This window comes from Bradyrhizobium sp. (assembly GCF_049519115.1).
Lineage (GTDB): Bacteria > Pseudomonadota > Alphaproteobacteria > Rhizobiales > Xanthobacteraceae > Bradyrhizobium.
This window is the reverse complement of sequence record NZ_JBEKRB010000003.1, coordinates 239,545-261,910: the sequence shown is the minus strand read 5'-3', so window position 1 is coordinate 261,910 and position 22,366 is coordinate 239,545. Positions and strand designations below refer to the sequence as shown.

The 22,366-nt window shown below is 62.4% G+C and carries 19 protein-coding genes; 12 read left to right on the top strand and 7 right to left on the bottom strand.

Translation table 11 applies throughout. The features are described from left to right. Nucleotides 1–13 precede the first annotated feature (13 nt). The 6 genes from ABSE61_RS04655 to pnp all read left to right on the top strand — a co-directional run bounded on the left by ABSE61_RS04655 (nt 14) and on the right by pnp (nt 7,837). A complete protein-coding gene (locus ABSE61_RS04655; protein ID WP_423869885.1) occupies nt 14–739 on the top strand; it encodes an RNA-binding protein in 726 nt (241 codons plus the stop codon). 19 nt (nt 740–758) lie between these two features. Further along, a complete protein-coding gene (gene infB, locus ABSE61_RS04650; protein WP_423869884.1) occupies nt 759–3,356 on the top strand; it encodes a translation initiation factor IF-2 in 2,598 nt (865 codons plus the stop codon). Between the two features lie 149 nt (nt 3,357–3,505). After that, the gene (gene rbfA / locus ABSE61_RS04645) at nt 3,506–3,919 is read left to right on the top strand and encodes a 30S ribosome-binding factor RbfA (protein ID WP_423869883.1); all 414 of its coding nucleotides are present in this window, start codon (nt 3,506–3,508) and stop codon (nt 3,917–3,919) included. Then, nucleotides 3,919–5,025 (top strand): tRNA pseudouridine(55) synthase TruB, encoded by a 1,107-nt coding sequence (gene truB, locus ABSE61_RS04640; RefSeq protein ID WP_423869982.1) that lies wholly within the window; start codon nt 3,919–3,921, stop codon nt 5,023–5,025. The genes rbfA and truB overlap by 1 nt, the downstream gene beginning before the upstream one ends. A gap of 2 nt (nt 5,026–5,027) precedes the next feature. Beyond that, complete coding sequence (rpsO, locus tag ABSE61_RS04635) at nt 5,028–5,297, top strand: 30S ribosomal protein S15 (protein ID WP_423869882.1); 270 nt, start codon at nt 5,028–5,030, stop codon at nt 5,295–5,297. Between the two features lie 395 nt (nt 5,298–5,692). After that, nucleotides 5,693–7,837, top strand: coding sequence for a polyribonucleotide nucleotidyltransferase (pnp, locus tag ABSE61_RS04630; RefSeq protein WP_423869881.1), 2,145 nt, complete (start codon nt 5,693–5,695; stop codon nt 7,835–7,837). A 180-nt stretch (nt 7,838–8,017) separates the two neighbouring features. Here the strand turns inward: pnp and katG are convergent, their stop codons facing one another. Then, nucleotides 8,018–10,171: a catalase/peroxidase HPI gene (katG, locus tag ABSE61_RS04625; protein ID WP_423869880.1), complete on the bottom strand. Its 2,154-nt coding sequence runs from the start codon at nt 10,169–10,171 to the stop codon at nt 8,018–8,020. A gap of 115 nt (nt 10,172–10,286) precedes the next feature. Between katG and ABSE61_RS04620 the strand changes: the two genes are divergently transcribed. Together ABSE61_RS04620 and ABSE61_RS04615 are read left to right on the top strand one after the other, a co-directional pair. Further along, nucleotides 10,287–11,201 carry a hydrogen peroxide-inducible genes activator gene (locus ABSE61_RS04620; RefSeq protein WP_423869879.1) on the top strand — a complete coding sequence of 305 codons (915 nt, stop codon included), beginning with the start codon at nt 10,287–10,289 and terminating at the stop codon, nt 11,199–11,201. A 48-nt stretch (nt 11,202–11,249) separates the two neighbouring features. Then, complete coding sequence (locus ABSE61_RS04615) at nt 11,250–11,846, top strand: glutathione S-transferase family protein (protein ID WP_423869878.1); 597 nt, start codon at nt 11,250–11,252, stop codon at nt 11,844–11,846. A gap of 45 nt (nt 11,847–11,891) precedes the next feature. Here ABSE61_RS04615 and fabV read toward each other — a convergent pair whose 3' ends face one another. The 3 genes from fabV to fabA form a co-directional block, all read right to left on the bottom strand. Next, nucleotides 11,892–13,067: an enoyl-ACP reductase FabV gene (gene fabV / locus ABSE61_RS04610; protein ID WP_423869877.1), complete on the bottom strand. Its 1,176-nt coding sequence runs from the start codon at nt 13,065–13,067 to the stop codon at nt 11,892–11,894. 246 nt (nt 13,068–13,313) lie between these two features. Further along, nucleotides 13,314–14,537: a beta-ketoacyl-ACP synthase I gene (gene fabB / locus ABSE61_RS04605; RefSeq protein WP_423869876.1), complete on the bottom strand. Its 1,224-nt coding sequence runs from the start codon at nt 14,535–14,537 to the stop codon at nt 13,314–13,316. 81 nt (nt 14,538–14,618) lie between these two features. Next, the gene (fabA, locus tag ABSE61_RS04600; RefSeq protein WP_423869875.1) at nt 14,619–15,149 is read right to left on the bottom strand and encodes a 3-hydroxyacyl-[acyl-carrier-protein] dehydratase FabA; all 531 of its coding nucleotides are present in this window, start codon (nt 15,147–15,149) and stop codon (nt 14,619–14,621) included. A 345-nt stretch (nt 15,150–15,494) separates the two neighbouring features. On the opposite strand from fabA, the gene irrA reads away from it, so the two are divergent. Further along, nucleotides 15,495–15,986 (top strand): iron response transcriptional regulator IrrA, encoded by a 492-nt coding sequence (gene irrA / locus ABSE61_RS04595; RefSeq protein WP_423869874.1) that lies wholly within the window; start codon nt 15,495–15,497, stop codon nt 15,984–15,986. A gap of 133 nt (nt 15,987–16,119) precedes the next feature. Here irrA and ABSE61_RS04590 read toward each other — a convergent pair whose 3' ends face one another. Further along, on the bottom strand, nt 16,120–16,644 hold the full coding sequence (locus ABSE61_RS04590; RefSeq protein ID WP_423869873.1) for an SH3 domain-containing protein: 525 nt from the start codon (nt 16,642–16,644) through the stop codon (nt 16,120–16,122). A gap of 301 nt (nt 16,645–16,945) precedes the next feature. Here ABSE61_RS04590 and ABSE61_RS04585 point away from each other — a divergent pair, with 301 nt between their 5' ends. Beyond that, the gene (locus tag ABSE61_RS04585) at nt 16,946–17,947 is read left to right on the top strand and encodes a 2-hydroxyacid dehydrogenase (protein WP_423869872.1); all 1,002 of its coding nucleotides are present in this window, start codon (nt 16,946–16,948) and stop codon (nt 17,945–17,947) included. Between the two features lie 111 nt (nt 17,948–18,058). On the opposite strand, the gene ABSE61_RS04580 is transcribed toward ABSE61_RS04585, so the two are convergent. Beyond that, a complete protein-coding gene (locus ABSE61_RS04580) occupies nt 18,059–18,859 on the bottom strand; it encodes a HesA/MoeB/ThiF family protein (RefSeq protein ID WP_423869871.1) in 801 nt (266 codons plus the stop codon). Nucleotides 18,860–18,973: 114 nt separating this feature from the next. On the opposite strand from ABSE61_RS04580, the gene ABSE61_RS04575 reads away from it, so the two are divergent. Together ABSE61_RS04575 and ABSE61_RS04570 are read left to right on the top strand one after the other, a co-directional pair. After that, nucleotides 18,974–20,335: a serine protease gene (locus ABSE61_RS04575; RefSeq protein ID WP_423869870.1), complete on the top strand. Its 1,362-nt coding sequence runs from the start codon at nt 18,974–18,976 to the stop codon at nt 20,333–20,335. A gap of 254 nt (nt 20,336–20,589) precedes the next feature. Then, the gene (locus ABSE61_RS04570; protein ID WP_423869869.1) at nt 20,590–21,348 is read left to right on the top strand and encodes a nucleotide-binding protein; all 759 of its coding nucleotides are present in this window, start codon (nt 20,590–20,592) and stop codon (nt 21,346–21,348) included. 34 nt (nt 21,349–21,382) lie between these two features. On the opposite strand, the gene mutM is transcribed toward ABSE61_RS04570, so the two are convergent. Further along, the gene (mutM, locus tag ABSE61_RS04565; protein WP_423869868.1) at nt 21,383–22,264 is read right to left on the bottom strand and encodes a bifunctional DNA-formamidopyrimidine glycosylase/DNA-(apurinic or apyrimidinic site) lyase; all 882 of its coding nucleotides are present in this window, start codon (nt 22,262–22,264) and stop codon (nt 21,383–21,385) included. Nucleotides 22,265–22,366 lie beyond the last annotated feature (102 nt).

The window sequence follows — 22,366 nt, the reverse complement described above, 5'->3', positions numbered from 1 at the left end:
CCATGTCACACGCATGCTCGCCGTTGCCGACCCCGAAACCGACGATGGACCGCGGACCAACAGGTCCGCGACCATGCGGATGTGCGCGGTCAGCCGGGAGGTGCGGCCGGTCGATGAGCTGATCCGCTTTGTCATCGCCCCCTCCGGGGAGGTGGTGGCGGACCTCAAGCGCAAACTCCCGGGCCGGGGCCTGTGGGTCTCGGCTTCGCGCAAGATGGTTGCGGAAGCGGTCCGGCGTCACCAATTTAGCAAGGGATTCAAACGTGATGTCCGTGCTGCGGCGACGCTTGCCGCTGACACCGAGGTGCTGCTGGAACGGTTCGTCGGCGACGCGCTGGCCATGGCCGCCAAGGCAGGACAGGTCCTTTCGGGCTTCACCAAGGTTGCAGACGCCCTCGACCGGCACGGTCAGGGTGCGGTCAGGGCGCTGATCCACGCAACCGACGGTGCCGCCGACGGAATCCGCAAATTGGACGCCATCGCCGGGCAAAATGGCCGGGATGACGGCCAATCGGCCGGAATCCCTATCGTTAATGTGCTGACATCCGAGCAATTGGATTTGGCACTGGGGCGGTCAAATGTGATACATGCTGCCCTGCTCGCGGGCCCGGCGAGCGATACGTTCCTGTCACGTAGCCATATGCTGGTCCGATACCGGATGGCGGACGACGACAGAACCGCGGCCAAGAACGTGGGCGGGAATTTACCGATCAAAGACCGTGCGAACGCGCACGACTAGACAGGATTAGGACTGCTGAATGGTTGATACGAAAACGCCTGGCGACAAGACGCTCAGTGTGCCGACCAAGACCTTGTCGCTCAAGCCGCGGGTCGAGACCGGAACCGTGCGCCAGAGCTTCAGCCACGGCCGGACCAAGCAGGTCGTGGTGGAAAAGCGCGGCAAGCGCCGGGTCGGCGGCGATGGTCCCGCCGAGACCCACGCGCCCGAACCGGTGGTGGCCAAGCCGGCAGCGCCGGCACCGGCCGCGCGTCCAGCGCCGCCGCCTGCGCCCCCGCGCAACAATTCCGGCGTGGTGCTGCGTACCCTTACCGAGGACGAGCGCTCGGCGCGCGCCAGTGCGCTGGCCGACGCCAAACTGCGCGACGTCGAAGAGCGGCGTGTTGCCGAAGAAGAGGCCAAGCGCCGCTCGAGCCGCGAAGGCATCGAGCAGGCCGAGCGCGAGGCCGCCGAAGCTCGCCGCAAGGCCGAGGAAGAGCGTCACCGTCATGACGAGGAAGCCAAGCGCAAGGCCGAACTTGAAGCCAAGAAGCGTTTTGGCGAGACCGAAGCGCGCACTCCCGCCGCAGCGCCAGCAGCCCGTCCCGCCATTCCGGTGGCTCGCGCCCCGGGCATCGCCGCCGATATTTCCGACGAAGACGAAGGTCCGCGTCAGGTCCGGCGTGGTGCCCCCGGCCGACCGGTCGTCGCGCCCAAGCCGACCGCGAAACCGGCGCCGCAGAAACAACGCGGCCGTCTGACGCTAGTGACGGCGCTGAATGCCGACGACGTCCGTGAGCGCTCGATCGCCTCGTTCCGCCGCCGTACCCAGCGCCTGAAGGGGCACCAGGCGAACGAGCCCAAGGAAAAGCTGATTCGCGAGGTCGTAATCCCTGAAGCGATCAACATTCAGGAACTCGCCAACCGCATGTCGGAGCGCGCCGTCGACGTCATCCGGCTGCTGATGAAGCAGGGCGCGATGCACAAGATCACGGACGTGATCGACGCTGACACCGCGCAGCTGATCGCCGAGGAGTTGGGTCACTCGGTGAAGCGCGTGGCGGCTTCCGACGTCGAAGAAGGCCTGTTCGACGCCGTCGAAGATTCCACCGACACCGAGCCGCGCTCGCCCGTAGTGACGGTGATGGGTCACGTCGACCACGGCAAGACCTCGCTGCTCGACGCGCTGCGCCATGCCAACGTGGTTTCCGGCGAAGCCGGCGGCATCACCCAGCATATCGGCGCCTATCAGGTGACCTCGCCCGAAAGCGGCAAGAAGATCACCTTCATCGATACGCCCGGCCACGCCGCGTTCACCGCGATGCGCGCCCGCGGCGCCAAGGTGACCGACATCGTCGTACTGGTGGTCGCCGCCGATGACGGCGTGATGCCGCAGACGGTGGAAGCGATCAACCACGCCAAGGCGGCGAAGGTGCCGATGATCGTGGCCATCAACAAGATCGACAAGCCCGATGCCAAGCCGGAGCGCGTGCGCACCGAATTGCTGCAGTACGAGGTTCAGGTCGAATCGCTCGGTGGCGACGTCGTCGACGTCGAGGTTTCCGCCAAGAACAAGACCAATCTCGACAGATTGCTCGAGATGATCGCGTTGCAGGCCGAAATCCTCGACCTCAAGACCAACTCGACGCGTCCCGCCGAAGGCACCGTGATCGAAGCCAAGCTCGACCGCGGCCGCGGCCCGGTGGCCACTGTGCTGGTCCAGCGCGGCACCTTGAAGGTTGGCGATATCGTGGTGGCCGGCGCCGAGATGGGGCGCGTGCGTGCGCTGATTTCGGATCAGGGCGACACTGTCGAGGAAGCCGGCCCGTCGGTTCCGGTCGAGGTGCTCGGCTTCAATGGTCCGCCGGAAGCCGGCGACCGTCTCGCTGTCGTCGAGAACGAAGCCCGTGCCCGCCAGATCACGAGCTATCGCTCGCATCAGAAGCGCGAGAACGCGGCTGCTTCGATTTCCGGCATGCGCGGCTCGCTCGAACAGATGATGTCGCAGCTCAAGACATCCGGCCGCAAGGAATTCCCGCTGATCGTCAAGGCCGACGTGCAGGGCTCGCTGGAAGCGATCCTCGGATCGCTCGAAAAGCTCGGCACCGACGAAGTTGCCGCCCGCATCCTGCATGCCGGCGTCGGCGGCATTTCGGAATCCGACGTCACGCTCGCGGAAGGCTTCAATGCCGCGATCATCGGCTTCTCGGTCCGCGCCAACAAGGAAGCGGCGGCGGCGGCGAAGCGCAACGGCATCGAGATTCGCTACTACAACATCATCTATGACCTCGTGGATGACGTGAAGAAGGCGATGAGCGGCCTGCTCGCGCCGACGCTGCGCGAAACCATGCTCGGCAACGCGCAGATCCTGGAAGTGTTCAACATTTCCAAGGTCGGCAAGGTTGCCGGTTGTCGCGTCACCGACGGCACCGTGGAACGCGGCGCCAATGTCCGCCTGATCCGCGACAACGTCGTCGTTCACGAAGGCAAGCTGTCGACCTTGAAGCGTTTCAAGGACGAAGTGAAGGAAGTGCAATCCGGCCAGGAATGCGGCATGGCGTTCGAGAATTACGCCGACATGCGGGTCGGCGATATCATCGAATGTTACCGCGTCGAATCGATCCAGCGATCGCTGTGAGTCCAAATCTCACAAAGCGCGTGGATTTTATTAACTGAAAATGCGGCGTCATGGCCGGGCTGGTCCCGGCCATCCACGTCTTGCTAACTCAACAAGAAAGACGTGGATGCCCGCGACAAGCGCGGGCATGACGAATTCGAGAGACGATAATGCCCCGCCACCATCAGAAGAGCACCGCCCCCGGCGGCTCGCAGCGCCAACTGCGCGTCGGCGAGACCGTGCGTCACGCGCTCGCCGAGATACTGGCGCACGGCAACGTCCACGATCCCGATCTTGAAGGCCACATCATCACGGTGCCCGAGGTGAGGATGTCGCCGGACCTCAAGCTTGCGACCATCTATGTGATGCCGCTCGGCGGCCGCGATACCGAGGTCGTGATCGAAGCGCTTAATCGCAACAAGAAATTCCTGCGCGGTGAGGTCGCCCATCGCGTTAACCTGAAATTTGCTCCTGAACTTCGCTTCCACGCCGATGACCGATTCGACGAAGCGGAACGTATCGAGAAATTATTGCGAACACCTGAGGTGCGGCGCGATCTCGCACCCGATTCGGAAGAAGAATGATGACTGTGACGACGGCAAATCCCGTAGTCGAATCGACAAACGACGATTCAGTCGCGGCGGATAAAAATATTTTTCCCGAACGGCAAGACGACATCCGGCGAGTCAACAACGATCCGCGCCAGAAGCAGCCAAAACAGAACAACCAGCCGCGCCGCGACAAGCGCGATGTCCATGGATGGGTCATCCTCGACAAGCCGATCGGCATGACGTCCACGCACGCGGTCGCCGTGGTCAAACGGCTGTTTTCGGCCAAGCGCGCCGGCCACGCCGGGACGCTCGATCCGCTCGCCTCCGGCGGATTGCCGATCGCGATCGGGGAAGCGACCAAGACCGTCCCCTTCGTGATGGATGGCCGCAAGCGCTATCGCTTCACCGTGACCTGGGGCGAGGAGCGCGACACCGACGATACCGAGGGCCGGGTGGTGCGAACCAGCGATCTCAGGCCCGCGCCCGAGGCGATCAGGGCGCTGCTGCCGCAATTTACCGGCTTGATCGAGCAGATCCCGCCGCAATATTCCGCGATCAAGGTCCAGGGCGAGCGAGCCTATGACCTGGCACGCGACGGCGAAACGGTCGAGCTGAAACCCCGCCCGGTCGAGATTCACCAATTAACCCTTGTAGAACAGCCGGATAGCAGCGATTCCGTGTTCGAGGCGGAATGCGGCAAGGGCACCTATGTGCGGGCCCTGGCCCGTGATTTGGGCCGGATTCTTGGCTGTTTCGGCCATATCAGCGCGCTGCGACGGACGCTTGTCGGCCCGTTTGGCGAAAACGACATGATTCCACTGGAACAGTTGGAGGCTTTATGCGATAGAGCCGCGTCCGGCGAGGGAAGCCTCGCCGACGCGCTTTTGCCCGTTGAGACCGCGCTGGACGACATCCCGGCACTGGCCGTCACTCGGGCGGATGCGGCAAGGCTCCACAGGGGCCAAGCCGTTTTGTTGCGCGGACGGGATGCGCCCAATTGTAGCGGCACAGTCTATGTCACGGTGGCAGGCCGGCTTCTCGCGCTTGCTGAAATTGGCAATGGCGAACTCATCCCCAAGCGCGTGTTCAACCTGACCGGACTGACTGCCAGTCCGGCTCGCAACGATGGAAGTATCTGACGATGTCGATTACCGCAGAACGCAAAGCGGAAGTCATCAAGACGAATGCCAACAAGGCCGGCGACACCGGCTCGCCTGAGGTGCAGGTTGCGATCCTGTCGGAACGCATCAATAACCTCACCGGGCATTTCAAGAGCCACGTGAAGGATAACCATTCACGCCGCGGCTTGTTGAAAATGGTCGCCACGCGCCGCTCGCTCCTCGACTATATCAAGCGTAAGGACGAGGCGCGTTACCTGGCGCTGCTCGAAAAGCACAACATTCGTCGTTGAGCTCTTAGTGAAGTACGCGCGCGCCGTTTGGCGCGCGTTTTTGCATCATCGATTCGTGCGCCGGCTTCGTCCGGTCCGTCGAAACCGGTGATGCGCGAAGGGCATAAGGCAGAAGCTGTCATGTCCTTGAGGCGTGATCCTCAAACAGCGGGAAACGGTTTCCCGAAGGGATCGCACCCAACGAGAACGTCCAGCAGCAATCCGGCTCGCTGGACGAAACGGGCAAGGTGCCCGGGATACTTACGCGAGAGGATGGACACCATCCTAAAACCAGAAACCATGGCAGGATCGCCGGATGCTTGACGCGGCAACGCGCCCAGCATCTCGCAATCTTGCGCATGGTTTTTTGTTTTTGTGGCGTCTCTCCTTTCGCAAACTCATGAAAGAAGACCACAATGTTCAATAAGCATTCTGTCGAAATCGATTGGGGTGGACGTCCCCTCAAGCTTGAAACCGGGAAAGTCGCGCGGCAGGCCGACGGCGCTGTTGTCGCCACCTATGGCGAGACGATCGTTCTGGCGACTGTCGTCGCTGCCAAGTCGCCCCGCGAGGGCGTCGATTTCCTCCCTTTGACCGTCGACTATCAGGAAAAGACATATGCCGCAGGCCGCATCCCCGGTGGCTACTTCAAGCGCGAAGGCCGGCCGACTGAAAAGGAGACGCTGGTCTCCCGCCTGATCGACCGCCCGATCCGTCCGCTGTTCGTCGACGGCTGGCGCAACGAGACCCAGGTGATCGTGACCGTGCTGTCGCACGACATGGAGAACGACCCCGATATCGTGGCACTGGTGGCGTCATCCGCCGCGCTGACGTTGTCCGGCGCGCCCTTCAAGGGCCCGATCGGCGCAGCCCGCGTCGGATTCGCCAACGACGAATTCATCCTCAATCCGACCCTCGATGAGATGGCAGAGACCCAGCTCGACCTCGTCGTCGCCGGTACGGCTGACGCGGTTCTGATGGTGGAATCGGAAGCCAAGGAGCTCAACGAAGACGTGATGTTAGGGGCCGTGATGTTCGGCCACCGCCATTTCCAGCCCGTGATCAAGGCAATCATCGAGCTCGCGGAGAAGGCGGCGAAGGAGCCGCGCGAAGTCACCGCGATCGACAATACCGCGATCGAAAAGGAAATGCTCGGGCTCGTCGAACAGGACCTGCGCAAGGCCTACGCCATCCCGGTCAAGCAGGATCGCTATGCTGCGGTCGGCGCCGTCAAGGAAAAGGCGGTGGCGCACTTCTTCCCTGAAGGGCAGGAGCCGAAATACGACAAGCTCCGCGTCGCCGGCGTGTTCAAGGAACTGGAAGCCAAGATCGTCCGCTGGAACATTCTCGACACCGGCAAGCGTATCGACGGCCGCGACGTCAAGACCGTGCGCAACATCATCGCCGAAGTCGGCGTGCTGCCGCGCGCCCACGGTTCTGCGCTATTCACCCGCGGTGAAACCCAGGCGATGGTCGTGACCACGCTCGGGACCGGCGAGGATGAGCAGTACATCGACGCGCTGTCGGGGACGTATAAAGAGACGTTCCTGCTGCATTACAACTTCCCTCCCTACTCGGTCGGCGAGACCGGCCGCCTCGGCGGCACCAAGCGGCGTGAAATCGGCCACGGCAAGCTCGCCTGGCGCGCGATCCATCCCGTGCTGCCGCCGCATCACGAGTTCCCGTACACGGTGCGCGTGGTTTCGGAGATCACCGAATCGAACGGCTCGTCGTCGATGGCTTCGGTCTGCGGCGCCTCGCTCGCGCTGATGGATGCCGGCGTTCCCTTGAAGCGGCCGACAGCGGGCATCGCGATGGGCCTGATCCTCGAAGACAAGCGCTTTGCAATTCTCTCGGACATCCTCGGCGACGAGGATCATCTCGGCGACATGGACTTCAAGGTGGCCGGCACCGAGCAGGGCATCACCTCGCTCCAGATGGACATCAAGATCGAGGGCATCACCGAGGAGATCATGAAGGTCGCGCTCGGCCAGGCCAAGGAAGGCCGCGTCCACATTCTGGGCGAGATGTCGAAGGCGCTCACGGCCGCCCGCGCCGAGCTCGGCGAATACGCGCCGCGCATCGAAACCTTCAAGATCGCCACCGACAAGATCCGCGAAGTGATCGGCACCGGCGGCAAGGTGATCCGCGAGATCGTCGAGAAGACCGGCGCCAAGGTCAACATCGAGGACGACGGCACCGTGAAGGTCGCCTCCAACGACGGCGAGGCGATGAAGGCTGCGATCAAGTGGATCAAGTCGATCGCTTCGGATCCGGAACTCGGCCAGATCTATGACGGCACCGTGGTCAAGGTGATGGAGTTCGGCGCGTTCGTGAACTTCTTCGGCGCCAAGGACGGCCTCGTCCACATCAGCCAGCTCGCCGCCAACCGCGTGCAGAAGACCTCCGACGTCGTCAAGGAAGGCGACAAGGTCAAGGTCAAGCTGCTCGGCTTCGACGACCGCGGCAAAACCCGGCTGTCGATGAAGGCGGTCGATCAAACGACCGGCGAAGACCTCGAGGCCAAACAGCCGATGCCCGCGCAAGCCGCCGGCGAATAAATTCGCAAAAAGATGCAATGAAAAAGGGCGGCTTTTCAGCCGCCCTTTTGTTTTGGTTATCTTACTTTCCTGTCATCGCCCGGCTTGACCGGGCGATCCAGTATTCCAGAGAAGCCGCGGCTTGAACGATGGGCCTCGGCGTACTGGATGCCCCGCATGCGCGGTGCATGACGAAGAAGGTCAGCCCGCGATATCGAAGCGATCGGCGTTCATGACCTTGGTCCAGGCGGCGACGAAGTCCTTGGCGAACTTCTCCTTCGCATCCGCGGTCGCATAGACCTCCGCGAAAGCGCGGAGCTGCGAATGCGAACCGAAGATCAGGTCGACGCGTGTGCCGGTCCACTTGGCCGCTTTGGTCTTGCGGTCGTGGCCCACATAGGTGCCGTCGGCGGCCGGTTGCCACACCGTGGCCATGTCGAGCAGGTTGACGAAGAAGTCGTTGGAGAGCGTCCCCGGCTTTTGGGTGAAGACACCATGCTTCGACGCCCCGGCATTGGCGCCAAGCACGCGCAGACCGCCGAGAAGCACCGTCATCTCGGGCCCCGTCAGCTTGAGCAGTTGCGCGCGGTCCACGAACGCCTCCTCAGGCGCCATGAACTGATGCTTCTTGGCGTTGGTATAGTTGCGGAAGCCGTCGGCGCGCGGTTCGAGCGGAGCGAAAGATTCGACGTCGGTCTGATCCTGCGAAGCATCGGCACGGCCCGGCGTGAACGGAACCTTCACGTCGAGGCCAGCGTCCTTTGCGGCTTTTTCAACTGCCGCAGAGCCGCCGAGCACGATCAGGTCGGCCAGCGAAACCTTCTTGCCGAAGTCTTTCTGAATCGCCTCGAGCTTTCCGAGAACGGTCTTGAGCTCAGCCGGCTGGTTGACCTCCCAGTCCTTCTGCGGCGCCAGACGAATCCGCGCGCCGTTCGCGCCACCGCGCTTGTCGGAGCCGCGGAACGTCGATGCCGACGCCCAGGCGGTCGAGACCAGTTGCGACACCGTCAGACCTGAAGCGAGGATCTTCGTCTTCAGCGCGGCGATGTCTTGCTCGCCGATCGGCGGATGATCCGCAGCCGAAATCGGATCCTGCCAGATCAGCGTTTCCTTCGGCACCAGCGGGCCGAGGTAGCGTACGATCGGACCCATGTCGCGGTGCGTGAGCTTGAACCATGCCCGCGCGAACGCGTCGGCGAACTGGTCCGGATGTTCCAGGAAACGTCGCGAGATCTTCTCGTAGGCCGGATCGAAGCGCAGCGACAGGTCGGTGGTCAGCATGGTCGGCACATGCTTTTTCGATTTGTCGAAGGCGTCGGGGATGGTCGCTTCAGCGCCCTTGGCCTTCCATTGCTTGGCGCCGGCCGGGCTCTTCGTCAGTTCCCATTCGTATTTGAACAGGTTCTCGAAGAAGGCATTGCTCCACTTCGTCGGTGTCTGGGTCCAGGTGACTTCCGGACCGCCGGTGATGGCGTGGGCGCCGATGCCCGTGCCGTGCGTGCTCTTCCACCCCAAGCCCTGATCTTCGAGCGCGCCGCCTTCCGGAGCCACTCCGACCAGCGACGGATCACCCGCGCCATGGGCCTTGCCGAAGGAGTGACCGCCGGCAATCAGCGCGACGGTTTCTTCGTCATCCATTGCCATGCGGAAGAAAGTTTCGCGGATGTCCTTGGCGGCTGCGAGCGGGTCCGGATTGCCGTTCGGCCCTTCCGGATTCACGTAGATCAGGCCCATCTGCACGGCACCGAGCGGCTCAGCGAGCTGGCGTTCCCCGCTGTAGCGTTCGTCGCCAAGCCAGGTGCCCTCAGGCCCCCAGTAAAGCTCTTCAGGTTCCCAGACATCGACGCGACCGCCTGCAAAACCAAAGGTCTTGAAGCCCATTGATTCCAGCGCGACGTTGCCGGCCAGAATCATCAGGTCGGCCCAGGAGATTTTGCGGCCGTACTTCTGCTTGATCGGCCACAACAGCCGGCGTGCCTTGTCGAGGTTGGCGTTGTCAGGCCAGCTGTTCAGCGGCGCGAAGCGCTGCTGACCGGCACCGGCGCCGCCACGGCCATCCGTGATGCGATAGGTACCGGCGCTGTGCCAGGCCATGCGGATCATCAGACCGCCGTAATGACCAAAGTCGGCCGGCCACCATTCCTGCGATTCCGTCATCAACGCATGCAGGTCCTTGATCACCGCGTTGAGATCAAGGCTCTTGAATTCTTTGGCGTAGTCGAACGCCTTGCCCATTGGATCGGACAACGTGGAATTCCGGTGGAGAACGGAAATGTCCAGCGTATCAGGCCACCAGTCGCGGTTGCCGTGTCCTCGTGTACCGCCCGTGAACGGGCATTTCGCTTGGTCGTCCATGATCGTCTCCTCTTGTGGTCTGGGAGTTCCGCCTCTCAAAGCCAGAGGCCCAATCTACGCAGCTCTTTCCATCAGGTAAAATAGAGATTAATGATCGCTGCGATAGGATAATCTGATGATAAATGTGACACTGCGGCAGCTTCGCTACTTTGACGCACTGGCCCGCCACGGCCATTTTGGCCGCGCGGCCGAGGCCTGTTCGATTTCACAGCCGGCCTTGTCGATGCAGATCAAGGAAATGGAGGAAACCCTCGGCGGGGTGCTGCTGGAACGCAGGGCGCGGCAGATCGCGCTGACAAAATTTGGCGAAGAACTCCTGTACCGCGTCCGCGACATCCTGCGTTCCGTCGATGAACTCGGCGACTTTGCGCGCGCCTCGCGCGACCGACTTGCCGGACGGTTGCGCGTCGGCATGATTCCGACGATCGCGCCTTATCTGTTGCCCAAGGTCATCGAAAATCTCGCGCGCCTGCACCCCGAACTCGATATTCATGTCCGTGAGACGCTGACGCCGAAGCTGATCAAGGAAGTCGCCGAAGGCCGCCTCGACACTGCCATCGTGGCGTTGCCGGTGTCGGAACCTTCGCTGGCGGAGGTCGCCTTGTTCCAGGAAAACTTCCTGCTGGTCCGGACCGCCGAGCATGAGGGCGCGCCGGTGCCCAGCCGGGAGACCTTGCGCGAAATGAAGCTTTTGCTGCTGGAAGAGGGGCACTGTTTTCGCGATCAGGCGCTGTCGTTCTGCAATCTGCAATCCTCGCCGCCCCGGGAAATGCTGGACGCAAGTTCGCTGTCCACGCTGGTCCAGATGGTCGGCGCCGGCATCGGTGTGACCCTGATTCCGGAGATGGCCGTGGAGGTCGAAACACGCTCGGCCTCGGTGTCGGTCGTCCGCTTCAAAAACCCGCAACCCTCGCGCACCATCGGCATGGTCTGGCGCAAGACCAATCCTCTGGCGCGGCAGCTCGAGCAAATTTCCGATGTCGTGTGCCTGTCGGCCGGCAAGACGCGCGGACGGCGCAAGGCGAGTTGAGACGGACATGATGGTCAGGTAAACTCGATCGAAATCGGGGACGCCGTCATGATGAAACTGTACTGGTCGCCGCGCTCGCGGTCGTTTTCGGCGCTTTGGCTGATGGAAGAGACCGGCCAGCCCTATGAGCGGGTGCTGACCGATATCAGCAAGGGCGCACAGAAGACGGTGGAATATCTCGCGATCAATCCGATGGGCAAGGTGCCGGCGCTCCAGGACGGCGAGGCGACACTGGCGGAAGCCGCCGCGATTTGCGCCTACGTCGCCGAGCGTTATCCGGAAGCCAGGCTGGCGCCCCCGCTCGGCGATCCCTTGCGCGCGAAATATCTCTACTGGCTTTTCTTCGGGCCCGGCTGTGTCGAGCCGGCGATGGTGCAGCTTGCCACCAAGATCGAGATGAACCCGATGTCCGCCGGCTGGGGCGATGCGCAACGCGTCTACGACGTGCTCGACGCCGCGCTGGAAAAGGGACCATGGATTCTTGGCGAGAATTTTTCGGCGGCCGACATCGTGATCGGATCGGGTCTGAATTTTTCAATCCGGCTGTTCAAGATGGTGCCGACGCGCCCGTCATTCGACCGCTATCTCGACGCCTGTGCGGCACGGCCGGCGTTTCAGCGCGCCGGTGCGATGGTGATGGGTTAACATCGCGCGCGGGTGAAGCGCGGCAAGGCTGAAGCCCTAAGTGATTTAACCCGGGACGACGCGCGGATCGATGTCCAGCGCGTAGTCGACGCCGTCGACGCCAAATCCGAACAGACGAAGGAATTGGCTCTTATATTCGGTGAGGTCGGCCAATTCGTCGAGGGTTTCCGTCGAGAGCAGTGGCCATCGCCGCGACACCTCGGCCTGCACCTTGGGCGACAGCTCCCAATCATCAAGCCTGAGGCGCTGCGCGTCATCGACTTCGGCCTGCTTGCCAAGGCGAGTCCGGAACAGCCGATCGATCTGTTCGATGCATCCCTCGTGGAGCCCGAGTTGCTTCATGACCTTGAACAGCACCGTTCCATAGAGCGGAACCACCGGAATGGCCGAACTCGCCTGGGTAACCACGGCCTTCAGTGCGACCACGCGGGCCGCATCCTCCTGGCCGAGCAGGCTTCTGATTCCTTCCGCCTTGCGATCGAGATCGACCTTGGCGCGACCCAGAGTGCCGTTCCAGTAGATCGGCCAGGTCAGTTCGCTGCCAATATAGGTGTAGTTAAGAGTCCGAAAGCCGGGTGCCAGGACTCCGGCGTCGGCAAGCTGGTCGATCCAGCGCTTCCAGTCGTCGCCACCCATCACCGCAACCGTCGCGGCCGCTTCATCCTCACTTGCCGGCGCAAGCGTCGTCTCGAACACTTCGCCGGTTTCAGTGTTGAGGGTCTTGATTTCGACTGGCGCGCCGAGCGGCTTGATTGCCGAGCGATAGGTCTTGCCCGTTTGCGGATCCGTCCGGACCGGAGCGGCCATGCTGTAGACCAGCATGTCCAGCTGTCCGAATTTTTCGCGCACACGGTCGATGAAGGCCTTCTTCATCTCATCGGAGAAGGCGTCGCCCTCCAGCGTGAGCGGAGATCGTCCGATCTTCTCAGCCTCGATCTCGAACGCGCGGTTGTTGTACCAGCCGGCGCTTGCCGTTCGGTTGGCTGTAGGCTCGCGCTCCAGCGACACGCCGATGGTATCCGCGCCACCGGCGAAGGTCGCAACAATGCGGCTTGCAAGACCGTAACCCGTTGAACATCCGAGCACGGCAACACGCTTGGGGCACTCCGGAATGGCCCCCTTGCCGAGAACATAAGCGATCTGGTCGCGGACATTTCCGAGGCAACCGGCCGGATGCGCCGTCGTGCAGATGAAGCCTCGCACCCGGGGTTCGATAATCATGCCCACTCCGTTTCGGATCGTCGCAAAATCGTCATACCTGATGGAGTGGATTTGACATTCGCCCACCTAGCTGCGAGTTCGCTTAGCGAATGTCAAATCCAAAGCTCCACTGGAAACCTGTATTTGCCGGTGGTCCCTTTGATTCCAACATTCGCAAAAGCGGCCCCTGCGACGGGATGCGAATGTTAGAATCGGACCACTAGCCCGCCGATCTCTTGACTCGATCAACGAGAGGCCGGGACGATATCAAGCATCCAGCCGCTTGAACACCAGCGTCGCGTTGGTGCCACCGAAGCCGAAGGAATTCGACAGCACCGTGCCGAGCTTGACGTTGTTGATGCGCTTGCGAACGATCGGCATGTCGGCAAACACCGGATCGAGTTCGGCGATATGGGCGCTCTCGCAGATGAAACCGTTATTCATCATCAGAAGCGAATAGATCGCCTCCTGCACGCCGGTCGCGCCGAGCGAATGACCGGTCAGTGCCTTGGTCGCCGAAATCGGCGGGCACTTCTCGCCAGTCCCGAACACCTTGCGAATGGCCTCGATCTCCGGCGGGTCGCCGGCCGGCGTCGAGGTGGCGTGGGGATTGATGTAGTCGATCTTGGTGTTGACCGTGGAAAGCGCCATCCGCATGCAGCGCTCGGCGCCCTCGCCCGAAGGCGCGACCATGTCGTAACCGTCCGACGTCGCGCCGTAACCGACAATTTCACCGTAGATTTTCGCGCCGCGCGCCTTGGCGTGCTCGAGTTCTTCCAGCACCACCACGCCGGCGCCGCCGGCGATGACGAAACCGTCGCGGCTGATGTCATACGGCCGCGAGGCGGTCGCGGGTGTGTCGTTGTATTTCGACGACATCGCGCCCATCGCATCGAACAGCACCGACAGGCTCCAGTCGAGCTCCTCGCAACCACCGGCAAAAATGATGTCCTGCTTGCCCACTTGAATGGTCTCGTAGGCGTTGCCGATGCAATGATTGGAGGTCGCACAGGCCGACGAGATCGAATAGTTCACGCCCCTGATCTTGAACCAGGTGGCAAGCGTTGCGGATGCGGTCGAGGACATCGCCTTCGGCACCGCAAACGGACCAACTCGTTTGGGCCCCTTGGTCCGCGTGGTATCGGCGGCCTCCACGATGGTACGCGCCGATGGGCCGCCCGAACCCATGATGATGCCGGTGCGATCATTGGAGACGTCCGACGGCTCGAGGCCTGCGTCCTGAATCGCCTGCTCCATGGCGACATGGTTCCAGGCTGCACCTTCCGCCAGAAACCGCATCGCGCGCCGATCGATCACGCCGGCTGGATCGAGCGTTGGCGCGCCCTGCACCTGCGAGCGGAAACCCATCTCGGCATATTTTTCTGCGCGCGAGATTCCCGACCTCGCCTCGTGGAGGCTCGAAAGCACTTCCTGGGTGTTGTTTCCGATGGATGAGACGATACCCATCCCCGTGATGACAACCCGCCTCATGACCGCCTCACCCTATCGTTATCTTTTTCTGCAATGCCTGTGGCCAAACCACTCAAAGGTCGTCTTGAGCCTGTGGAAAGTTCATGCGCCCGCCGGCGCGGCGGCTTCCTGCTTGAACAACCCGACCTTCAGATCCTTGGCGCGATAGATAATCTCGCCATCCATGGAAAGCCAGCCGTCCGCGATCCCCAGCACCAGCTTCGATCGCATCACGCGCTTGATGTCGACGTTGTACACAACCTTGCGAACGTTCGGCAGCACCTGGCCGGCAAGCTTCAATTCACCCAAGCCCAAGGCCCGGCCGCGGCCTTCGCCGCCGACCCAGCCGAGATAAAAGCCGACCATCTGCCACATCGCGTCCAGCCCAAGACAGCCGGGCATGACCGGATCGTTCTTGAAATGGCAGCCAAAGAACCAGAGGTCCGGCTTGACGTCGAGTTCAGCCCGGATCAGGCCCTTGCCGTATTCCCCGCCGGTCTCGGCGATTTCGCTGATGCGGTCGAACATCAGCATCGGAGGCAACGGCAATTGGGCGTTCCCGGGGCCAAACATCTCGCCGCGGGCGCATGCCAGCAAATCCTCATATTCATAGCCGTTGCGCCGATTCAGCATGGTGCCAGCCTTGTCAAAAATCCCGATGAAGCATTTTAGGCGAAACCAACCCACTAGAAGCGGGAATCGGCGCCTGTTGTGCGGATGTCCCTCAAACTCCGCAAGGCCGGGAACCCCTGCGGCAGTCGGCATTTACCGATGCCAATCCGGCGTTAACCGAAGTTCGCGCTCTCTATCACAGCGCTTGCGGGTGGCAAAGCGTGCGGCCGAGGCAAATAGCCGCTTTCCGGCCTTTTGAGAGGCTTAACCGTTCGGTTGTCCTAGTTGCGAAAAACTTGCATCTACGACCGTTCCTCCTTATATTTGATTGAGATATCGAGGTTGTTGACAGAGTTTGACGTAGCAATGAGCGACAGCGGTGACACTTTGAACGACGAATCGGCGGGTTCTGAGCCCGGGGTGACGGGCCGCGAGCCCGCGTTGACCGGCTGTCCCTGGCACGACGTCAATGAGATGCTGCAGGCTGCGGGCCTGCGGCCGACCCGCCAGCGTATGGCGCTTGGCTGGCTCCTGTTCGGCAAGGGTGCACGCCATCTCACCGCCGAAATGCTCTACGAGGAAGCCACGCTGGCAAAGGTCCCGGTGTCGCTCGCCACCGTCTACAACACACTCAATCAGTTGACCGATGCCGGTCTCTTGCGCCAGGTCAGCGTCGACGGCACCAAGACCTATTTCGATACCAACGTGTCGGCGCACCATCATTTCTATCTCGAGAACAATCACGAGCTGGTCGATATCGAAGACCCCCATCTCGTGCTGCAAAAAATGCCCGAGGTGCCCGAGGGCTACGAGATCGCGCGTATCGACATGGTCGTCCGCCTGCGCAAGAAGCGCTGAACTTGTCGTCCCCGCGGACGCGGGGACCCATAACCACAATGCTCATTGTTTTAAGAGAGTGTCTTCCCCATCGTTCAGTTGATGGGACGCGGCGTATGGGTCCCTGCTTTCGCAGGGACGACGCGGAATTAACTCAATCCACCTTTTCGTCGGCGTAGACGCCCCAGAGCCGCTGCTGCTCGATCCAGCCGTCGAAGCCATTGCCCATGACGTGGCACCAGCCCGCGGCGCAGTGTTTGACCTGGGCGACGACGCCGGCTTGCAGGCGCGCGTTGATGGCACTGGCCGCATCCGCCCGTTCGTACAGCGCGGCGAGGTCGTCCTTGTTCTTCATGGTGATGACCGCAGTACGGCGGCCCGACAGCAGCGAATGATAGACCCAGCCCTCGGCACCTTCAGAATCGCGAACCCGGCGCCAGTTTTCGAATTCGGCCGTAATCTCCACCGGGAGCCCCGAGCGCGTATAGACCCAGGCCACATCGTTGTCCTTGGTCGGGCCCGCGCGGACATTCACATGGTCTGATTTGAGGCTGACATAACGCGGCACCGGTAGGCCGCTGGCCGTCAGCGCGGCATCCTTGACCGCAACCGCAGGCCTCAACGGAGCACCCAGCAGCCACGCTGCCAGCACCGCCAAACCGAAACGCCCCCACGCCATCAACGCGTCTCCTGCCGAGATCAGCTCAAATTCTTCGAGCTGAGACACCTTACCCTGTAAGACCCCAAACCCCTGTCGCCGCCCGATAGCCTTCGGCTTGCAACCCGGTTCCCTTACGGGTTCTTGTCTTGGCCCGGCCTTCTGCTAGAGAGGACGGAAAGCCAGAACGAAAGACCCCGAAAAACTCCCGCCAAAGCTCCGACGGCGACGTCGGATACATGCGGAAACGCCCGGACCACGCGGCAGCGCAGTGTCGAACACCCGGGTTAATGAGGTCTGAACAACCTCATGAGGGCAGGACATGTCGGTTAGGAAAAAGCCTCTCGTTGTCGTCACGCGCAAGCTGCCGGACTCGATCGAGACGAGGATGCGCGAACTGTTCGACGCGCGGCTCAATCTCGACGACACGCCGCTGACGCGGGATCAACTGACCGAGGCGGTCCGGTCAGCCGATATCCTGGTTCCGACCGTCACCGACCAGATCAGCGAAGACGTGCTCAAGCAGGCCGACAGCAAGTTGAAGCTGATCGCCAATTTCGGCAACGGCGTCGACAATATCGACGTCACGGCCGCGCATGCGCGCGGCATTACCGTGACCAATACGCCGAAGGTTTTGACTGAAGATACCGCCGACATGACCATGGCGCTGATCCTGGCGGTGCCGCGACGGCTGATCGAGGGTGCCTCGGTGCTCACCGACGGCAGGAACTGGGCGGGCTGGTCGCCGACCTGGATGCTTGGCCACCGCCTCGGCGGAAAGCGGCTCGGCATCGTCGGCATGGGCCGGATTGGACAAGCGGTCGCACGCCGCGCCCACGCCTTCGGCCTGCAGATCCACTATCACAACCGCAAGCCGGTCGCCCCGCGCATCGCCGAAGAACTCGGCGCGACCTATTGGGAAAGCCTCGACCAGATGCTGGCGCGGATGGACATCATCTCGGTGAATTGTCCGCACACGCCGGCGACGTTCCATCTGTTGTCGGCGCGGCGGCTGAAATTGATCCGCAAGGACGCCTATATCGTCAACACTGCGCGCGGCGAGGTAATCGATGAGGAAACGCTGACCAAGCTGATCGAAGGCGGCGAGATCGCCGGTGCCGGCCTCGACGTGTTCGAACACGAACCCGCGGTCAGTCCGAAGCTGGTCCGGCTCGCGAAGGCCGGCAAGGTGACGCTGTTGCCGCACATGGGCTCAGCCACCATCGAAGGCCGCGTCGAGATGGGCGAGAAGGTGATCATCAATATCCGCACCTTCCTCGACAATCACAAGCCGCCGGACCGCGTGCTGCCCAGCATGCTGTGAGATAGCTGACCGCTATCATTTGCCTCGGCTTCCTTTGCCTTGGCTTCGCTTGCGCGATTCGCCGACCGCAAAGCGGGAGGGAGAACACCGCCGACTCGACCTGATCAAGCGTCAGCGGTGTCCGCTCAAATCAGTAATAACAAGCGTATCGCCGTTGAGCGGGTTGAGCGGATCGCGCTGGTAGCGCAGCGTCTCGAACCTCATGGCGCGGGCGTCCACCATCAGAAGCCGTCCGACCAAGCCCTCGCCGAATCCGACGATTTCGCGGATCGCTTCCAGCGCCATCATGGATCCCAGAATCCCGGCGAGCGCGCCCATGACGCCGGCCTCCGCACAGGCCGGCACGGTGCCGGGCGGCGGCGGTTCCGGAAACAGACAGCGATAGGTCGGATTGAACTGGCCGTCGGCGTTCTTTTCATGCGCCCGGATCGTGGTCAAAGAGCCGTCGAACATGCCGAGCGCGGCGGTGATCAGAGGTTTGGCGGCCAGGAAACAGGCGTCGGAAACCAGATAGCGCGTTTCGAAATTATCGGAGCCATCGAGCACCAGATCGTAGCCTCCGATCAGCTCCATCGCATTGCCGGCATTCAACCGCGTCGCGTGCGCGGCGAATTGAACGTGGGGGTTGAGCCGGCTGATGCGTTCGGCCGCGCTGTCGACCTTCGGCTTGTCGACGTCGAACGTGTCGTGAATGATCTGGCGCTGGAGATTGGAGAGCGACACGACGTCGTCATCCACCACCCCTAACGTGCCGACGCCGGCCGCCGCCAGATACATCAGCGCCGGCGCGCCGAGGCCGCCCGCGCCGATCACCAGCGCGGACGCCTCCTTCAAGGCCGCCTGGCCGGGCCCGCCGACTTCCCGCAGCACGATATGACGGGCATAGCGTTCGAGTTCTGAAGAACTCAGCATGTCGCGAATTTGTCCCTTGCTCGGGCCATTCTTGACTGAACCGCCCGGCCGTTGGTTTCGACCCAACAGATGTGCTTTATTGAGCCTTCGTCAATGGATTTGGGAGTTGTTGTCATGAGATCGATGCCGACTGCAACATTGATGTTCGTGGCCGCGATCATCTCTGCGCAAGCCCAGACGACGACCCCATCCACCACCGGCACCAAACAGAAGCAAGCCGCCACCACACCGGCCCGTCCCGCGCTGCAATCGCCGGCCGATACCGCCAACGCGATGGGCCAAGGCGAACGGCTGGCGATCCAGTCCGACCTTGCCTGGGTCGGGCAATATAACGGCGCCATATCCGGCGACGTCAGCGAGCGGATGGTCGAGGCGATCAAGGAATATCAGAAGGCCGGCGGCGGCAAGCCGACCGGCGTGCTCAATCCGAAGGAGCGCAGCGTGCTGGCCGAGACCGGACGGCGGCGGCGGGAAAATGCCGGATGGAAGATCGTGACCGATGCGCCGACCGGCGCGCAGCTCGGCATTCCCACAAAGCTCGTGCCGCAACAGACATCCGACGCCAATGGCACCAAATGGAGCTCACCGACCGGCACCATCCAGGTGTTGCTGACGCGCCGCAAGGAAGCGAACCCGGCTACGGCCAAACTCGCCGAGCGGGAGAAAAAGGAGCCTGCGGGGCGCACCGTCGACTACACCGTGGTCAAGCCGGAGTTCTTCGTGCTGTCGGGCCTGCAAGGCTTGAAGAAGTTCTATGTGCGCGGCACTTTCAAGGGTGACGAAGTCCGCATCCTCACCATTCTCTACGATCAGGCGACCGAGAACACGGTCGAGCCGGTGGTGATCGCAATGTCGAGCGCGTTCAATCCGTTTCCGGTCGCAACCGCGCCGCCACCGCGCAAGACCGTCGAATACGGCACTGGCGTGGTCGTGACCGAAGATGGCGCGATCGTCACCGACCGCCAGATCACCGACGAATGCCTCGCCATCACGATTCCTCCGTTCGGCAACGCCGACCGTGTCGCCGAGGACAAAGAGCATGATCTGGCACTGCTGCACATCTACGGTGCACGCGGACTAACGCCGCTCAGCGTCGCCTCCGATCCGGCCGACAAAGCCAGCGTCGAACTGATCGGCATTTCCGATCCGCAGAATCAGGCCGGCGGCCGCGCCGCGACCACGCTCAAGGCGGCAATGACGCCGGTGGCCGGCGGCAGCGATCTGGCGCTTTCGCCCTCGCCGGGAGCGGGCTTTTCCGGCGCCGCGGTGCGCGATGACCGCGGCAAGTTCACCGGCATTGCGTTGTTGAAGTCAGCGTCCGTCAGGGGATCATCGAATGCCGCGCCGGTGGCACAGGCGGTGTTGGTGCCGGCCGACACCGTGCGTGAATTCCTCAAAGCCAACGGCGTCAATGCGGCCGGCGGATCGGCGGACCCGAAGGCCGCCGTGGTCCGCGTGATCTGCGTGCGCAAATAGCGGAGCTCCCACATTCATGCGCGCCACACTCGTTAACGATTGGCGGCACTCCGTCATTCACCCGATACTAAAAACGCGAATGTGTCATACTGCTCCCCGATATCGGTCGCGCTGATTCGGTTCCGCACTCCTTCGTTGCTGATCTTGCGATTCGCGCAGGGACTTCCTGAACAGGTAGCGTTCGACGGCCAGAACCCGATGCACCTTCAGTTTCGGCATATCAGCGGGGCAACCCGTCAGGGACGCGTTAACGAATGCACACGATTGTTTTGGCCACCCAAAAGGGCGGCAGCGGCAAGAGCACATTGACGATCGGACTTGCGCTTGCCGCCCAGAATGCCGGGCACAAGGTGCGGCTGATCGACACCGATCCGCAAGGCACGCTGTCGAACTGGCAGGCCAGGCGCGGCATCGCCGAGCCGATTGTCGAGGCCATCTACAACGTCGGCCGCTTCGAGAGCAGGCTGGAGCAGTTGGCACGCGGCGGCATCACGGTGACCGTTGTCGACACGGCGAGCGGTGTCGGCGCCACGACCGCGGCCGCGATCCGTTGCACCGACCTGTGCCTGATCCCGGCGCGGCCCAGTGTCACCGATATCGAGGCCTGTGCAGCGACGCTTAAGGCCGTTCGCGCCTGGCGAAAGCCCTTCGCCTTCGTGCTCAACCAGACGCCGGTCCGCGGCCGCCGCATCGACGAGGCGGCGCAAGCGCTGGGCGGCGACGCCGCGCGCGACATCAGCGACGTGCTGGCACGGCCCTTTATCGCGATGCGCAACGACCACCAGGATGCGCTTGCACTTGGCCTTGCGGTTAGCGAATACGCGCCCGCGGGCAAATCTGCCGAAGAGATCGCACTCCTCTGGCGATGGGCCGAAGCCCGGCTCAATGGTGGCGCGCTGAAATTCGCAGCCCCTGAAGAGGCGAACGTTCCGGCTCTGCTTTCAAACGCAGCGCAAAAGGCAGAATCCGCAACAGCGCAACCGCCTGTTGGGGATGAGGCTCTCACCCGCTAGGACGCGCGCCTTTAAAGTCTGCTGCCTTTAAATTCTACTTCTGACATTTCGGACACCAGAAGGTCGAGCGCCCGTTCTGGACGAAGCGGCGAACGATGCCGCCGCAGCCTTTGCTTTGGCACTTTTCGCCCTCGCGGTCGTAGACCTGAAACGAGTGTTGGAAATAGCCGAGTTCGCCGCTGGTTTGACGATGGTCCCGAAGCGACGAGCCGCCGGCCTTGATGGCCTGATTGAGCACGGCATGGATCGCCTCCACCAGACCTCTCGCGTGATCGGTTGTCTCTCCCTTTTTCGTCGCAAGCGTCGCGGCCAACCGTCGCGGCGACAGATGCGCGCGAAACAGCGCCTCGCAGACATAGATGTTGCCGAGACCTGCGACCACGCGCTGGTCGAGCAGCGCGGCCTTCAGGCTGGTTTTCTTGTTGGCGCACGACCGCGCCAGCATGTCGGCATCGAATTCGTTGCCGAGCGGTTCGGGACCGAGGTCCCTCAAGAGGGGCTCCTCCTCGATCGCCTGCCGCCGAATGACCTTCATGTAACCGAACCGGCGCGGATCGTTGAACACGACCGCCGCGCCCGACGACATGTGAAACACCACATGGTCATGGGCGCGATCTTCAGTTCGCGGATGGTGAAACTGGCCCGGTGTATGGCCGTGATCGTCGTTAATGACGCGAAAAGACCCGGACATGCCGAGATGCATCACGAGCACATCGCCGGAGGAAAGGTCAGCCATCAGATATTTGGCGCGCCGGCCCAAACCCGTCACGGTTTGACCCTCCAGCCGCGCGACAAAATCCCTTTGGAACGGAAACCGCAGGTCCTTGCGCCGGATCTCGGCCTTCACGATTTTGGCACCTTCCATGGCCGGTTGCAGGCCGCGGCGAACGGTCTCGACTTCAGGTAATTCAGGCATAGTGGCGTATTCACCTTGAAAGTTTGACGTGATAGCTCCATTGCGGCTGGCGCGCTATGGTCTGCCGCACGCGGTGCGGGAGCTCTAATCGGTGGTGCTGGC